This is a genomic window from Sulfitobacter sp. UBA1132 (assembly GCF_002311545.1).
Taxonomy (GTDB): Bacteria; Pseudomonadota; Alphaproteobacteria; order Rhodobacterales; family Rhodobacteraceae; genus Sulfitobacter; species Sulfitobacter pontiacus.
Map to the genome: position 1 here is coordinate 13074 of NZ_DCAN01000012.1, position 15542 is coordinate 28615.

The following is a 15542-nucleotide window of genomic DNA, read 5'->3' on the forward strand; positions in this document are numbered from 1 at the left end:
GAGGTCAGCGGTTCGATCCCGCTAGGCTCCACCAAACCTTCACCGAACATCCCAGCATATATGGCACGCACCACGCGAGGCTGACTGACGCGCGTCCGCGAGGCGAACACTCTGAGTCAGCGGTTCGATCCCGCTAGGCTCCACCAAACCTTCACCGAACATCCCAGCACATATGTCACGCGCCACGCGGGGCTGACTGACGCGCGTCTGCAGGGCAGACACTCTGAGTCAGCGGTTCGATCCCGCTAGGCTCCACCAAACACCACCCGAACATCCCAGCATATATGTCACGCACCACGCGGGGCTGATTGACGGGTTTCAGCGTTTCCGACTCATCGCACGCCTACATGCGTACACAACGCCCGCAGTCACGCTGACGCCAGCGGAGGCCCACCCGATCGCAACAAGCAGAGTGTGCCGGATCGGGTGGTAGTTGCGGAAATAGGCCCATGTGTCGGTGTAGGGGATGCTTTCGACCCAGTGCTGCACGCCAAGGAATGCTGCGATTCCAAAGCAAAGCGCGCCTGAGACGTAGAACACCCACATGACCATTCTGTCTGTCACCTTTCCCATTGCGCACCCCGCCCCTTGAAACGCCGCCCCGTCCCAAGCTGTACGGCAAGGAACAGCCGCGGACAAAATTAAATTGGCCGCGCCACTAGACGACCGGTCTATTACTTCTTACCTCCCCCGTATGACAGAGCAAAAGAAATCAGATCAAACGCGGCAAAAGATACTGACCGCCGGACGTGCGCTGATCAGCAAGCACGGGTTTGGCGCTGTCGGGCTGGCGCGCATCCTGAGGGAAAGTGATGTCCCTAAAGGGTCGTTCTATTATTACTTTCCGTCCAAGGATGCCTTTGGCCAGGCCTTACTGCACGACTATGTCGACGATTATCTGGCGCGCATGGATGCGCTGTGCAGCGGGTCGGGTTCTGCCCGTGACAAGCTGCTGTCGTTCTGGTCGGCGTGGCTGGCCCATGCCCATTCCGAAGGGATCGCCAACCAGTGCCTCGTTGTGAAGCTTGGGGCCGAGGTTGCCGATCTGTCGGACGACATGCGCCGCATCTTGGATGATGGCGTGGCACAGTTGGTCGGCCGCATTGCGCAGCTGCTGGTTGCCGGGGCCGAAGAAGGCTCCGTCCCGCCGGTCGATGATCCGCGGGCAGCAGCGCAGATGCTCTATGCCAAGTTTCTGGGGGCCGCGATCCTGTCGAAACTGTCGCAGGATCAGATCCCGTTGCAGCAGGCTTTGTCAGAAACCACCGATTTTCTAACCATTCGATAACCACAAGAAAGCGAGATCCCCATGAAAGCAGCCGTGCACAATAGCTTTGGCGAACCCATCGACGTCATCGAAGCGACCGATGTCGACACTCCCACCGCAGGGGCGGGCGAGGTTCTGGTCAAGATGACCCTGTCGCCAATCCACAACCACGATCTTTGGACGATCCGCGGGAACTACGGCTACAAGCCCGAGCTTCCCGGCGCGATTGCCGGCAGCGAAGCGCTAGGCACCGTCGAGGCTGTCGGTGAAGGCGTGGACGACGCGATGATCGGCCAGCGAGTGTCGATCGCGGGTGTGCATGGCACCTGGGCCGAATACTTCGTCGCCCCCGCCACGGGTGTTCTGCCCCTGCCCGACGTGATCTCGGACGTTGCTGGCGCACAGTTGATCGCGATGCCGTTCAGCGCCATCTCTCTGCTGGAAACGCTCAAGGCGCAGAAAGGCGACTGGATCGTTCAGACCGCTGCAAACGGGGCCGTCGGCAAGATCATGACCACGCTCGCCAAAAGCCGCGGCATCAACCTGCTGAACCTCGTGCGGCGCGAAGACGCTGTGAAAGAGCTGACAGATCTGGGCATCGACAACGTGCTATCGACCTCGGAAGCGGGCTGGCAGGATAAAGCACGCGAGATCATCGGCGAAAAAGGGGCCGCATCCGCGATCGATTCCGTAGGGGGCGATATCTCGGCTGATCTGGTCGATCTGCTGGGACTGGACGGAGAGCTTGTCGTGTTTGGGACCGCGACCGGTGCGCCGATGCCGCTGAACTCTGGCGCGCTAATCATGAAGCACATCACCGTCAAAGGCTTCTGGGGCTCCCGCGTGAGCGGCGACATGGACCCCGAAGAGCGCAAACGCCTGATCACTGAACTGGTCACGCTGGTCGCCAAAGGCGAATTGGTGCTGGAAGACGGCGGGCAGTTCGGGTTGGATGATCTTTCGGGTGCGCTGAAAGCCTCGCTCACACCGGGCCGCCCCGGCAAGGTGATGATCCGCGGCTAATCGCAGTCGGATACCACAGTACCAAACAGGGCGGCCCTTGATACGGGATCAAGGGCCGCCCTGCTTTCATTTCGGCACCCAAGTTTGGGCGGCTGCGTTTAGAACGGCAGCCCCGTATAATTCTCTGCCAGATCGCGCCGCGCTGTTTCGCTTTGCGCCAGATGGGCCAGCGACGCCCGCCGCATCTGCGGGGCGAAACTGTCTTCGCCCTCGAACTGATGCAGCATTGTTGTCATCTGCCAGCTGAACCGCATCGCCTTCCAGATCCGCGACAGCGCATGGGCGGAATAACCGTCAACCCCGCTGTGATCCCCCCGCTTCAACGCGGCAATCAGCGCGTCATGCAGATAGAAGACATCGGACACCGCGAGGTTCAGCCCCTTGGCACCGGTGGGCGGTACGATATGCGCGGCATCCCCCACCAGAAACAGGTTTCCCCACCGCAAAGGCTCGCTCACGAAGGAGCGCAGCGGCGCGATGGATTTCTCGATCGACGGGCCGGTCACGAGCGCCTCTGATACAGGTCGTGGCAAGCGTTGCTTCAGCGCCTCCCAGAAGCGGTCATCGCTCCAATCCTCGACCTTTTCGGTCGACGACACCTGAATGTAATACCGGCTCAGGCTTGCGCTGCGCATGGAGGCAAGGGCGAAGCCCTGCGCCGAACTGGCATAGATCAGTTCATCGTTCACCGGTTTCGTGCGCGACAGAATCCCCAGCCATCCAAAGGGGTAGACCCGTTCAAACTCCCGACGTTTGGCGGCGGGGATCGTCGCGCGGCTGACACCGTGGAACCCATCACAGCCCGCGACGTAAGTGCAGCTGATCTCGCGTCGCTGGCCGTCTTTGGTGAAGGATACCGTGGGCGCATTGCTGTCCGCACCGTCGATCACCACATCCTCGACCTCGTGAATGATCGTGGTGCCCATCCGGTCCTGTGCGTCGTACAGATCGCGGGTGACCTCTGTCTGGCCATAGACCATGACCTTCTTGCCGATCAGCTTGTGGAAATCGATATGCACCATCAGATCGTTGTCGGTCAGGTAGCAGCCTTTGTGCGGCAGGCCCTGCTGGTCCATCCGCGCACCGACACCGGCATGGCGCAGCAGGTTCATTGTGCCGTCTTCAAGCACGCCCGCGCGGATGCGGGACAGCACGTGTTCACGGGTGGTCCTTTCAAGCACGACAGTGCTGACGCCTGCGTCGTTCAGCAATTGCGACAGCAGCAAGCCCGATGGCCCGCCGCCAATAATGACGACTTCCGTTTTCATATAGCTGCTCCCTGCCCGATTTTCGGGTTAACCTATTGTACGGAACGTGCATGATGAATGGATCGTTAGCGCAATTGCTGGTACAATCCGTGCATGACAGAGCTTTCCCCCATCCCCAGCTATGCGCTTTTTGGCGAAACCAAAGGCTTTCCCGATGTCCTTCATTGCGAACGGATCAAGGACCGCGCACCGGATCACGCGTGGCACATCGCGCCACATCGGCACGCGCAGCTGGCGCAGGTGCTCTACATCCTTTCGGGGGGTGGCACAGCGAATATTGATGGCGACCGATTTGCCCTGACGCAGGGATCGGTCGTCTTTATCCCGCCCCGCATGGTGCATAGTTTCGACTTTGCCCCCAATACCCAAGGCATGGTGCAATCCTTTCCCATTGCGATCCTGCACAGCATCGGGCCCGTCAATGCCGAGGTCGCACAGGCGCTGACCAAGCCGACGGTTGGTCGCGCCGCGGGCCCGCTGATCGCGCTGATGACCCAGCTGGAAACCGTGGCGGCCCAGACGGGGGCACCGTTTCGGGCGCAGATTGCCGTGGGGCTGGGGCATGCGGTTTTGGCCAGCATCGCGGCATGGGGGACCACGCAAAACCGCAGCAACGACGCACCGCAGGATGATCGCCTGTCGCGGCTCGACCAGCTTATCGCCGATCCGGACAGCGCCGGCTGGACGGCCAAGGACTTTGCCAGCACCCTCGGGATCAGCACCGGACATCTGTCGCGCCTGTGTCGCGCGGCAAAGGGGCTGTCCGCCACCGCCTACATCGAAGCCCGCCATGTCGAGGAAGCCTGCCGCATGCTGGCCTTTACACGCCTGTCGGTGGCCGAAGTTGGCTATCGTCTGGGGTTCGCCGATCCGTCCTATTTCTCGCGCCGTTTCCGCACCGTGCAGGGGGTGACCCCATCGCAATACCGCCAGCAATTCGTAACCTGAAATCGCGGCCAAAGGACCACAGGTTGAAGACTCGGCAAATCAGTGCTCACAAAACTGACAAATGTCAGAATTATTCACCGTTATCGCTAACAGCCGTTTGACCTACCCCAATTGATACGTGAAGGTGACGTTAGGGAGCCTGCGCAACCCGTGCCGCGCAGATAAGAGAAACCGAAGTTTCTGGGAGGAAATAGAATGACAAAAGGCAATATGAACCGTCGCACCATGCTGCGCGGCGCTGCTCTTGGCGCGCTGGCGACACCGGCGCTGGTCGGCAAAGGGATCGCGCAGGGCAAGGTCAACTGGCGCGTGCAAGCGCATTGGCCCAAAGCGTCCAGCTCTTTCACCGACAGCCTTGGCAAACTGGCCGAAGTGCTAGAAACGCGCACCGAAGGCGCGTTCAAAATGGATCTGCTGGGTGCTGGTGAATTCGCCAAAGGTCCCGACATCTACAATATCGTGCGCAAGGGCGTGGTGCCGATGGGGACGGTCAGCCCGTCCTATGTGCAAGATCAGGCGCAGGCCGCGTCCTTCCTGTTCGGCATCCCCGGCACCTTCCGCCAAGCTTGGGAAATGGAACACGCGGTCAAGAACCTTGGACTTGAGGCGCTGGTGAACGAAGACCTGAACGCCGATGGCGTGATGATGAAGACGGAAAAGGTTTTGCCCGTCGAAATCGTCGTGTCGAAAAAGATCGAATCCGCCGAAGACTTCAAAGGGCTCAAGCTGCGGTCGTCGGGTACGATGCTGGATTACCTGCAATCCGCTGGTGCCGCCCCGCAATACATCCCCGGGTCCGAACTCTATCAATCGCTCAGCTCGGGCGTTGTGGATGGCGCGCATTGGGGCGCTGCCGTGGGGGCGAAATCCATGTCCCTCTGGGAGGTCTGCAAATACCACTACAAACCCGCGCTTGGTCAGACCACCGACGCCTTTATCCTGAATATGGAGGCCGTCGACGGGCTGGAGGACGATCTGCGCACTGCCCTGCTCGACACGATGGAAACGCGCTTCTTCCAGCGGTCGGCCGAATACCAGCACGCCGAAGCCATCGCGATTTCTTCGGGCATCGCCGAGAACGATATCGAGGTGTCCGAACTGCCCGACGACGTTCTGGCGATCCTTGCCGATGCCTCGGCCAAGATCCTCGACACAGAGGCGCAGAAAGGCGAACGCGCGGCAAAGGCGGCGGATATCTACAAAACCTTGATGACCGACCTCGGCTACCTCTAGGGGCCTGATCCGGGGGCTCGACCCCGGTGATGCCACAGTGAAAATCAATGTAGCCGCCTGACATGTCCCTGCATTTCGGGCGGCTTCTTTTATGTCTTGAGGGAGAAACGTTTTGTTTAAGCTTGCGCGCTTCATCACGCAATTGAACCGCATTATCGGCTATTGGATCAGCTTTTGCGTGCTGATCATCTTTGCCCTGCTGCTGGCCGATGTGGTCATGCGCTATCTGATCGGGCAGCCCGCGATCTGGACTGCCGAGCTGGCGACGCTGATCTTTGGTGTCTATGCGATCATCGGGGGCGGCTATCTGCTGACCGAACGCGGTCACGTGAACGTCGATATCATCTACGGCCAGTTTTCCCCCAAACGCAAAGCCTTGGTGGACATCGTGACATGGCCGCTGTTCCTGATCTTTGTCGGCGTGCTGCTGTGGCAAGGCTACGACATCGCGTCCGAGGCCATCGCGGATATGGAGCGGTCGAACTCTGTCTGGAAGGCCCCGCTGTGGCCGACAAAATCGCTGATCCCCGTCGCCGCCTTGCTGCTGCTGTTGCAGGGCTTCGTACGCCTTTGGGCCGATGTGCGCACCCTGATGGGGCTGCCCAATGACCCCGCGATCTTTGGACAACCGGCCACCGGCGACACCCAAGCCGCCCAAGCCGCAGGAGGCCAGTCATGAGCGTTGAAATCCTGACCATGCTGTTCTTTGGCGCGCTGCTGTTGTTTGTGATGCTCGGCACCCCGCTGGCCTTTGCCCTTGGAGGGATATCGGTGATCTTCCTCTATGCGGAAATGGGCGATCTGGGGTTCTATCTGCTCGCCTCCAAAATGTGGGAGACGATGCAATCCCCCACGCTGATGGCAATTCCGCTGTTTGTCTTCATGGCGATCCTGCTTGAAAAATCGGGGGTCGCGAATGACCTTTACGATATGATGCACGAATGGTGGGGCGGGCTGCGTGGCGGTCTGGCCATCGGCACGGTGCTGATCTGCGTGATCTTTGCCGCCATGTCGGGCATCTCGGGGGCGGCGGTTGTCACGATGGGGACCATCGCGCTGCCCAAGATGCTGGAACGCGGCTATGACAAGAAGCTCGCGCTTGGGGCGATCAACGCGGGCGGGGGCTGGGGCATCCTGATCCCGCCGTCAATCCTGATGGTGCTGTATTCGCTGCTGACCGAAGTGTCGGTCGGGCGTCTGTTCGCGGCCGGTATCGGGCCAGGGCTGCTGCTGTTCTTCCTCGTCTCCGTCTATATCGGCGGGCGGTGCTGGATGCAGCCGGAACTGGGCCCCGCCCTCCCGAAAGAGGAACGCGCGAACTGGGGGCAGAAGCTGCGGTCTCTCAAGGCGGTGATCCTGCCGATCCTGATCGTGGTGATCGTGCTGGGGGCCATCTTTGGCGGCTACGCGACGCCGACCGAAGCCGCCGCCATCGGTGTCTTTGGCGCGATGGTGGCCACGGGCGTGAACCGGCAACTGTCATGGGCCGTGATCCGCGACGCCTCTGTCGCAACGCTGAAACTGACCGCGCTGATCATGTGGATCCTTTTCGCGGCCCACGCCTTCAGCACGGCCTATACCGCGCTTGGGGCACAAAGCCTGATCCAGGATATGATGAACCTTGTGCCCGGTGGGCGTTGGGGGTCGCTGGTGTTCATGCTGGCGGTGCTCTTCATCCTTGGGATGGTGCTGGATCCGGTGGGGATCATGCTGATCACCCTGCCTGTATTCCTGCCCGTTGTGCAGAGTTATGGCTTTGATCCGATCTGGTTCGGCATCCTTTTCATCATCATGATGGAGGTCGGGTATATGACCCCGCCCTTCGGCTTTAACCTCTTTTACCTCAAAGGGGTGGCCCCGCCGGACGTCACAATGGGCGATATCTATGCCTCGGTGACGCCCTATGTGATCGTGACGCTGATCGGGGTCTTGCTGATCATCCTGATCCCCGAGATCGCGACCTATCTGCCCAAGTATTTCTACGGGTAGACCTGTAAACACCTGCCTTGACCCGCGGCACGGCTGCGGGTCAAAGCCCCTGACGGGATATGCTCAAATATTAGGCAGCCGTCGAGATACAGCCTGAAATTGCGCCAAAAATGCCCGTTTCGGATCGCACCCGACGGGAATCACGCTATCCAGATGGGAGTTATTTTCAGCTGGACGAGGCCCCCCATCAACATCGCCGCCCATACCGATCAGGCTTTCTCCGTGCCGATGCAACCCCGCGCCCGCGGGGCGTTGCGCATCAGTAGCAAGACCTATGGCGGCACGTCCGTGATTGGCGATCTCTACCAACAAGGCTGCTTCAAGGCGCTGTTTCCGCGCGCGGCGGCGGGCGGGCTGACGGGGGTTTTCCTCAATACCTCGGGTGGGATGACGGGCGGCGATGAGCTGTCGATCCACGCCACGGCGGGTGCGGGCAGCCGGCTGACCCTGACCAGCCAAGCGGCCGAGCGCGTCTATCTGGCGCAACCCGGCCCCATGGCGCAGATGACCACGCGGCTGGAGGCAAAAGCGGGGGCACGGGTCGATTGGCTGCCGCAGGAAACGATCCTGTTCAACGGCTCCGCCCTGCGCCGCAAGCTGGAGGTGGACCTGACGGGCGACGCCTGTTTCTTCGGCGTAGAGCCGCTGGTCTTTGGCCGCGTCTCCATGGGCGAAACGCTGCGCGACGCGCGCTTTGCCGACAACATCACGATCCGCCGCGACGGGCACCCTATCTTTGCCGATGCCGTGCGTCTGTCCGGCGATATCCACGCACAGCTTGCAGGCACCGCCACGGCGCGCGGCAACTGCGCCATGGCCAGCGTGATCTACGCCGCCCCCGATGCCGAAGCGCTGCTTGCCCCCCTGCGCGCGCTGCTGCCTGCCAGCGCCGGTGCCAGCCTGATCCGCGACGGCGTGCTTTATGCGCGGCTGCTCGCGCCCGACAGTTACATCCTGCGCCAGTCTCTGGTGCCGATCATCGCCCGCCTGCACGGCGCGGCCCCTCCTAAAACATGGATGCTTTGACATGCAGCTGACCCCCCGTGAAAAAGACAAACTGCTGATCGCCATGGCGGCCGAAGTCGCGCGCAAGCGTCTGGCCCGTGGCGTCAAGCTGAACCACCCCGAGGCGATTGCCCTGATCACCGACACCGTCGTCGAAGGCGCGCGCGATGGCCGCAGCGTGGCCGAGATGATGCAGGCTGGTGCCCAGGTCATCACCCGCGACGACTGTATGGAGGGCATCGCCGAGATGATCCACGACGTGCAGGTCGAAGCCACCTTCCCCGACGGGACCAAGCTGGTCACCGTGCACAACCCTATCCGCTAGCCCCCATTCGCAAGAAAGGCCTCTGCTATGAAACATCTGATGATCCTGCCCGCCGCCCTGATGGCCGGCCCTGCCCTTGCCCACCCCGGTGTGCATATCGCCCCCCACGGGGCCGAATGGATGCCTGTCTTCATGGGGCTTGCCGTCATCGCAACCGCCGCGGCCATCGCCCTGCGCGGGCGGGTCAAGGCCCCCCGCAAGGCGCGCAAATGATCCCCGGAGAGGTGCTGTGCGCCGCGGGGGACATCACCCTGAACGCCGATCTCACAGCCATCACCCTTATGGTTGCCAATACCGGCGACCGGCCCGTGCAGGTCGGCAGCCACTACCACTTTGCCGAAACCAACCCCGCGCTCGACTTTGACCGCGCCGCCGCGCGTGGTCACCGGCTGGACATCGCCGCCGGCACCGCCGTGCGCTTTGAACCCGGTCAACGCCGCGAGGTGCAACTGATCCCGCTCGCGGGAGACCGCAAGGTGTACGGGTTCAACGCTGAAGTGATGGGCGCGCTCTAAGGCGCTTCGAGGAAAGAGAGACCTATGACCACCACACTCCCCCGCTCTGAATACGCAGCAATGTATGGCCCCACCACGGGGGACCGGCTTCGACTGGCCGACACCGATCTGATCATCGAGGTGGAACGCGATCTGACCACCTATGGCGAAGAGGTGAAGTTCGGCGGCGGCAAGGTGATCCGCGACGGGATGGGCCAGTCGCAGGTCACGCGGGCAAACGGTGCGGTGGATACCGTGATCACCAACGCGCTGATCGTGGATCATTCGGGCATCTACAAGGCGGATGTCGCGCTGAAGGACGGGCGCATCGCGGCGATTGGCAAGGCGGGCAACCCCGACACCCAACCCAATGTCGATATCATCATCGGACCGGGGACCGAGGTGATCGCAGGCGAGGGACGCATCCTCACCGCGGGCGGTTTCGACAGCCACATCCACTTTATCGCCCCCCAGCAGATGGAGGACGCGCTGCATTCCGGCGTGACCACCTGCTTTGGCGGCGGCACCGGCCCTGCGCATGGCACGCTTGCCACCACCTGCACCCCCGGCCCTTGGCATATAGGGCGCATGTTGCAGGCGATGGATGGTGTGGTGATGAACATCGGTCTCTCGGGCAAGGGCAACGCCAGCCAACCCGGCGCGCTGGTTGAAATGGTAAACGGCGGGGCCTGTGCGCTGAAGCTGCACGAGGATTGGGGCACCACCCCTGCCGCCATCGACTGCTGCCTGTCGGTCGCCGACGACATGGACGTGCAGGTGATGATCCACACCGACACGCTGAACGAATCCGGCTTTGTCGAACATACGCTTGGCGCAATGAAAGGTCGGACCATCCACGCCTTCCACACCGAGGGCGCAGGCGGCGGCCACGCCCCCGACATCATCAAGATTTGCGGCGAGGAGCACGTGCTGCCGTCCTCGACCAACCCGACGCGCCCCTTCACGGTGAACACGCTCGAAGAGCATCTGGACATGCTCATGGTCTGTCACCACCTTGATAAATCCATCCCCGAAGACGTCGCCTTTGCCGAAAGCCGGATCAGACGCGAGACGATTGCCGCCGAGGATATCCTGCATGACATCGGTGCTTTCTCTATCATCGCCTCTGACAGTCAGGCCATGGGACGTGTGGGCGAGGTGCTGATCCGCACATGGCAAACCGCTGACAAGATGCGCAAGCAGCGCGGGCGCTTGCCGGAAGAAACCGGCGACAACGACAACTTCCGCGTCAAACGCTATATCGCGAAATACACGATCAACCCCGCCATCGCCCATGGTGTCAGCCGCGAGGTCGGGTCGATCGAGGTTGGCAAAAAAGCCGATCTGGTGCTGTGGAACCCTGCCTTCTTTGGCGTGAAGCCCGAAATGGTATTGATGTCCGGCATGATCGTCGTGGCGCAGATGGGCGATCCGAATGCGTCGATCCCCACGCCGCAGCCGGTCTATACCCGCCCGATGTTCGGGGCCTATGGCAGTGCGCTCCAGCATTGTGCGGTGACCTTTATTTCGGAAGCCGCGCAGTCGAGCGGGCTGCGCGACAGCCTTGGCCTTCGCAAACAGACCATCGCCGTGCAAAACACCCGCAATATCGGCAAATCCGATCTGATCCACAACGCGGCCACCCCCAAGGTAGAGGTGAACCCCGAAACCTACGAAGTCCGCGCGGACGGCGAGCTGCTGACCTGCGCGCCCGCTGAGACCGTCCCCATGGCGCAACGCTATTTCATGTTCTGAGGCCCCTAGATGACCGACCTTCCCCCCGCCCATACGATCAAGCGCCACGGCCAGTGGGACCATGCGGACGACAGCTGCGTGCTGACCTATGACGACCGCTTCCTGCGCCGCAAACGCCTGCTGACCAGCCATAACCGCGGGTTCCTCGTGGACCTCGCCCATACGGAATCGCTGAACCACGGCGATGCGTTCGAGCTTGAAGGCGGGCAGATCATCGAGGTCATCGCAGCCAAGGAAGCCTTGCTGGAAATCACCGGCGACGATCTGGTGCGGCTGGCATGGCATATCGGCAACCGGCACTGCCCCTGCCAGCTTGAACCCACTCGCCTGCTGATCCAGAACGACCACGTGATCCGCGACATGCTGACAAAGCTCGGCGCGACACTGAGCGATGTGTCCGAACCCTTCATTCCCGAAGGCGGTGCCTATGGCCACGGGCGCACCCACAGCCACGCGCATTAGGCCCGCCGGACGATGCAAACCCAAGCTCTGATCACGCTCGCGCAATGGCTGTCGCCCAGCTTTCCCATCGGCGCGTTCAGCTATAGCCACGGGCTGGAAATGGCCGTGCAGGACGATGCCATTCACGATGCGTCCAGCCTTCAGGCGTGGCTGTCGGATATCATCACCCACGGTGCGGGCCGGACCGATGCGATCCTGCTGAACGCTGGCTTTGCGGGTAAGGGGGTGGACGAGGTAGATGCGCTGGCGCGCGCGCTGGCCCCCTCGTCAGAGCGGCTGACCGAGATGACCCAACAGGGCGCGGCTTTTGTGCGAGTGGTCAATGACGTCTGGGGGCATGACCTCCCCGACCTGACGCTGCCCGTCGCCTTTGGCGCAGCCTGCGCGGCGCAGGGGCTGCCCGTGGCACAAGGCGCGCAGCTGTTCCTGCACGCCTTCGTCAGCGCACTGGTGTCTGCCGCGATCCGCGCGGTGCCCTTGGGGCAAACGGACGGGCAGCGGGTGATCACCGCCCTTGCCCCGCTATGCCACCACACAGTGACGCTGGCCCTGACCCAAACCATCGACGACATCGGCAGCGCCTGCTTTCTGGCCGATATCGCGTCGATGCGACATGAAACGCTTTACTCAAGGATGTTCCAGACATGACCTCCCCCCATGGACCGCTTCGTATTGGCATTGGTGGCCCCGTTGGCGCGGGCAAGACGACAACGACCGCCGCCCTGTGCCGTGCCATGCGCGACCGCTGGTCGATCGGCGTGATCACCAATGATATCTACACCCAAGAGGACGCCGAAGCGCTCATGCGGCTTCAGGTTTTGCCGCAGGACCGGATCATCGGGGTCGAAACCGGCGGCTGCCCCCATACCGCCATCCGCGAGGATGCCTCGATCAACCTTGCCGCCGTCGCCCGGATGCGCGACCGCCACACCGATCTGGACTGCGTGCTGATCGAATCCGGTGGCGATAACCTGTCGGCGACCTTCAGCCCCGAACTGGCGGATGTGACGCTTTATGTGATCGACGTTGCTGCGGGCGAAGAGATCCCGCGCAAGGGCGGGCCAGCGATCACCAAGTCGGATATCCTGATCATCAATAAAACCGACCTCGCCCCGCATGTGGGCGCGTCGCTAGAGGTGATGGACCGTGACGCCAAACGGATGCGCGGCGATCTGCCCTATCTCTTTGCCGAGATGAAACACGATAAGGGTGTGGCAGAGCTGCTGGACCTGATTGTCAAAATCGGCGGCCTCCGCCCGGTTCCCGAAAATTAACAATTTGCAATAATAACGGCGGAATTTTGCCCACAAAAATCCTGACACTTTGTTTTTGGCCGAGAATCGCGGAATGTCTGCCGGACTTTACTGGGACAGTAAGGTGAGTGAAACGGGCAGCAGGACAGATAAATGAGCGTGAAACGCCAGTGGTCATCGAAAGTCGGAATTCCTTTTTTGTGTGTGGCCCTGCTGATGACAGCAGCCTGCGCCCGCGGCCCGTCTGAAATTCAGACCATTGGTCAGGCGGGTATCAACCCCGACCTACACGCCATGGCAATCCGCGAGGTGCGCGTTTTGCAATCCAAAGGGCAGCGCGTCTGGTGCGTGCCCTTCGCACGCAATGCCAGCGGCGTTCAAATCCGCGGCAATGCCAATACGTGGTGGGCGCAAGCCAACGGCCTGTACGAGCGCGGCAAAGAACCCGTCGTCGGGTCGGTCATGGCGTTCAAAGGCACCAGCCGGAACCCTATGGGCCATGTTGCCGTCGTCTCCGAAGTCGTTTCCCCGCGCGAGATCAAGGTCGATCACGCCAATTGGAAGCGCAACAAGATCTCGCTTGGAATGAGCGTGCAAGACGTATCTCCGCTGAACGACTGGTCCGATGTGCGCCTTGAAAGCCAGGCCGGGTCTTACGGCAGCGTCTATCCGATCAACGGCTTCATCTATCCCGATGCGAAATCCGCGCCGTCGAACGAGATGACACAGCCCCCCGTGTTCGCATTTTCAGCGGCACCGACACAAAGCAACTGACCAATGGGGCCGCGGTGCCCCTCAAGGTTGCAAATCTGCTGACACTGGCGTTGGGTAGGCACATCTAAACATCAGGATGCCCCCAATGACCCAGCAGCAGAATGCCTCTTGGCAAATCACCAAACCCGCGACCCGCAGCCGCAAGGGGATCGTCGCCTCGCAAAGCCGTGTCGCGGCGCAGGTCGGGGCGGATGTCATGGCGCAGGGCGGCAATGCGGTGGATGCGGCGATTGCCACCTCCTTTGCGCTTGGCGCGGCTGAACCCTGGATGAGCGGTATGGGCGGCGGCGGCTTTATGGTCGTACGCATGGCGGGCGAAAAGACGGCCAAGGTCATCGAATTCGGCATGAAATCCCCCAAGGGGCTGGATATCGCGGACTACCCCATCGTCGGCGGCAAGGCGGGCGATCTGTTCCCCTGGCCTTCGGTGCTGGAAGACCGCAATGTCTTCGGGGCCAAGGCGATTGCCATTCCCGGTCAGGTCGCTGGCATGGGTCTGGCGCATGAAAGCTTTGCCACGAAACCTTGGGCCGATCTGCTGGCCCCTGCGATCAAGCTTGCCGATGATGGTCTGCCTGTGGACTGGTACACGCAGCTGATCCTTGGTGGTTCGGCCAAAGACCTCGCCCCCTTCCCCGCCTCGGCCGAGACGTTTCTGGACGAAGACGGCTTTCCCAAATCCTCTGGCTGGACCGCCTTGGGCGAGACAAAATGCGACCTTGGCCGTCTTGCCGCGTCGCTGCGCACCGTGGCCAAGGACGGACCGCGCGCGTTTTACGAAGGGGCATTGGCGCAATCCATCGTCGCCGATCTGCAAGCCGCGGGCGGCCACCATACGGCCGAGGATCTGGCGCAGTATCAGGCGACATTGGTCGACGCGATGCACTATGCCTACCGCGGGCACGAGGTCATCGCCACACCGACCCTGACCGCTGGCCCGACCATGCGCCGCGCCCTTGATCTGATGACCGCTTGGCAGCCTGGCACGGACGCCCCCGACGCCGAGGCGTTCATCGCTTATGACCGTGCCATCCGGCAGGCCAACCAGGAACGCTATGACACGATGGGCGATATCGAACATGAACCCGATCCGTCCTGCACCACACATTTCAGCGTCGTTGATGCGGCGGGCAATATGGTCGCCGTCACCCAAACGCTGCTGTCGATCTTTGGCTCGCGGATGATGCTGCCCCAATCGGGCATCCTGATGAACAATGGCATCATGTGGTTCGACCCTGAACAGGGCAAGCCGAACTCGCTTGGGCCGGATAAACGCTGCCTTGCGAATATGTGCCCCACGCTGCTGGAGCGTGCCGACGGTGCGCAATTCGCGCTTGGGGCATCTGGTGGGCGCAAGATCATGCCCGCTGTGGTCGAACTGACCTCACTGCTGCTGGACTACGGGATGGATCTGGAAGCCGCCTTTCATGCGCCGCGCACGGATATGAGCCTTGCCGATGTGACCATCGTGGATCAGGCGCTGCCGCCGCAGGTGATCGCGACGCTGCAAGACACGCTGGACAATGTGGTGACCGCGCCGCGCACGATCTTCCCCTATCACTTCGCCTGCCCCTCAGCTGTCGGGCGTGCGGGCGACGAAAATACCGGCGTGACAGAGGTGATGTCCGCTTGGGGGGATGCCGTCAGCGCCTGAAAGAGCGACGGGCAAGCATAGCTGCCTTGCCCTGCGCATCTGACAAAGAGATGTACATTTGCGTCACAACCGACTAGGGACGGGCGCAACAC

18 protein-coding genes are annotated in these 15542 nt (G+C 61.7%); 16 read left to right on the forward strand and 2 right to left on the reverse strand.

Annotation, left to right across the window (positions count from 1 at the left end):
- Positions 1-318: 318 nt before the first annotated feature.
- Complete coding sequence (locus B4F27_RS10350; protein WP_286759616.1) at positions 319-573, reverse strand: hypothetical protein; 255 nt, start codon at positions 571-573, stop codon at positions 319-321.
- A gap of 121 nt (positions 574-694) precedes the next feature.
- Here B4F27_RS10350 and B4F27_RS10355 point away from each other — a divergent pair, with 121 nt between their 5' ends.
- Both B4F27_RS10355 and B4F27_RS10360 read left to right on the forward strand, forming a co-directional pair.
- Complete coding sequence (locus B4F27_RS10355) at positions 695-1288, forward strand: TetR/AcrR family transcriptional regulator (RefSeq protein ID WP_286759686.1); 594 nt, start codon at positions 695-697, stop codon at positions 1286-1288.
- A 21-nt stretch (positions 1289-1309) separates the two neighbouring features.
- Positions 1310-2290, forward strand: a complete 981-nt coding sequence (locus B4F27_RS10360; RefSeq protein WP_168592671.1) for a zinc-binding dehydrogenase — start codon at positions 1310-1312, stop codon at positions 2288-2290.
- Between the two features lie 98 nt (positions 2291-2388).
- Here the strand turns inward: B4F27_RS10360 and pobA are convergent, their stop codons facing one another.
- The gene (pobA, locus tag B4F27_RS10365) at positions 2389-3558 is read right to left on the reverse strand and encodes a 4-hydroxybenzoate 3-monooxygenase (protein WP_168592672.1); all 1170 of its coding nucleotides are present in this window, start codon (positions 3556-3558) and stop codon (positions 2389-2391) included.
- Positions 3559-3651: 93 nt separating this feature from the next.
- Here pobA and B4F27_RS10370 point away from each other — a divergent pair, with 93 nt between their 5' ends.
- From B4F27_RS10370 to B4F27_RS10435, 14 genes are all read left to right on the forward strand, one after another.
- Positions 3652-4506: a helix-turn-helix domain-containing protein gene (locus tag B4F27_RS10370; protein WP_286759617.1), complete on the forward strand. Its 855-nt coding sequence runs from the start codon at positions 3652-3654 to the stop codon at positions 4504-4506.
- A 195-nt stretch (positions 4507-4701) separates the two neighbouring features.
- Positions 4702-5739 (forward strand): TRAP transporter substrate-binding protein, encoded by a 1038-nt coding sequence (locus B4F27_RS10375; RefSeq protein WP_005851174.1) that lies wholly within the window; start codon positions 4702-4704, stop codon positions 5737-5739.
- A 112-nt stretch (positions 5740-5851) separates the two neighbouring features.
- Positions 5852-6418, forward strand: a complete 567-nt coding sequence (locus B4F27_RS10380) for a TRAP transporter small permease subunit (protein WP_064216317.1) — start codon at positions 5852-5854, stop codon at positions 6416-6418.
- Positions 6415-7728 (forward strand): TRAP transporter large permease, encoded by a 1314-nt coding sequence (locus B4F27_RS10385; protein WP_005851171.1) that lies wholly within the window; start codon positions 6415-6417, stop codon positions 7726-7728. The genes B4F27_RS10380 and B4F27_RS10385 overlap by 4 nt, the downstream gene beginning before the upstream one ends.
- Positions 7729-7881: 153 nt before the next feature.
- Positions 7882-8754 (forward strand): urease accessory protein UreD, encoded by an 873-nt coding sequence (locus B4F27_RS10390; protein ID WP_286759618.1) that lies wholly within the window; start codon positions 7882-7884, stop codon positions 8752-8754.
- A 1-nt stretch (position 8755) separates the two neighbouring features.
- Positions 8756-9058, forward strand: a complete 303-nt coding sequence (locus tag B4F27_RS10395) for an urease subunit gamma (protein WP_005851167.1) — start codon at positions 8756-8758, stop codon at positions 9056-9058.
- A gap of 27 nt (positions 9059-9085) precedes the next feature.
- Positions 9086-9271, forward strand: coding sequence for a hypothetical protein (locus tag B4F27_RS10400; protein ID WP_005851166.1), 186 nt, complete (start codon positions 9086-9088; stop codon positions 9269-9271).
- Positions 9268-9573 carry an urease subunit beta gene (locus tag B4F27_RS10405; protein WP_286759619.1) on the forward strand — a complete coding sequence of 102 codons (306 nt, stop codon included), beginning with the start codon at positions 9268-9270 and terminating at the stop codon, positions 9571-9573. Before B4F27_RS10400 ends, B4F27_RS10405 begins: the two co-directional genes overlap by 4 nt.
- 24 nt (positions 9574-9597) lie before the next feature.
- Positions 9598-11307 (forward strand): urease subunit alpha, encoded by a 1710-nt coding sequence (ureC, locus tag B4F27_RS10410; protein WP_074636116.1) that lies wholly within the window; start codon positions 9598-9600, stop codon positions 11305-11307.
- Between the two features lie 9 nt (positions 11308-11316).
- On the forward strand, positions 11317-11769 hold the full coding sequence (locus B4F27_RS10415; RefSeq protein WP_286759620.1) for an urease accessory protein UreE: 453 nt from the start codon (positions 11317-11319) through the stop codon (positions 11767-11769).
- Between the two features lie 12 nt (positions 11770-11781).
- A complete protein-coding gene (locus tag B4F27_RS10420) occupies positions 11782-12417 on the forward strand; it encodes an urease accessory protein UreF (RefSeq protein WP_286759621.1) in 636 nt (211 codons plus the stop codon).
- Complete coding sequence (gene ureG / locus B4F27_RS10425) at positions 12414-13043, forward strand: urease accessory protein UreG (protein ID WP_286759622.1); 630 nt, start codon at positions 12414-12416, stop codon at positions 13041-13043. The genes B4F27_RS10420 and ureG overlap by 4 nt, the downstream gene beginning before the upstream one ends.
- 132 nt (positions 13044-13175) lie before the next feature.
- Positions 13176-13796: a CHAP domain-containing protein gene (locus tag B4F27_RS10430; RefSeq protein ID WP_005851155.1), complete on the forward strand. Its 621-nt coding sequence runs from the start codon at positions 13176-13178 to the stop codon at positions 13794-13796.
- 85 nt (positions 13797-13881) lie between these two features.
- Positions 13882-15450: a gamma-glutamyltransferase gene (locus B4F27_RS10435; protein WP_286759623.1), complete on the forward strand. Its 1569-nt coding sequence runs from the start codon at positions 13882-13884 to the stop codon at positions 15448-15450.
- Positions 15451-15542 lie beyond the last annotated feature (92 nt).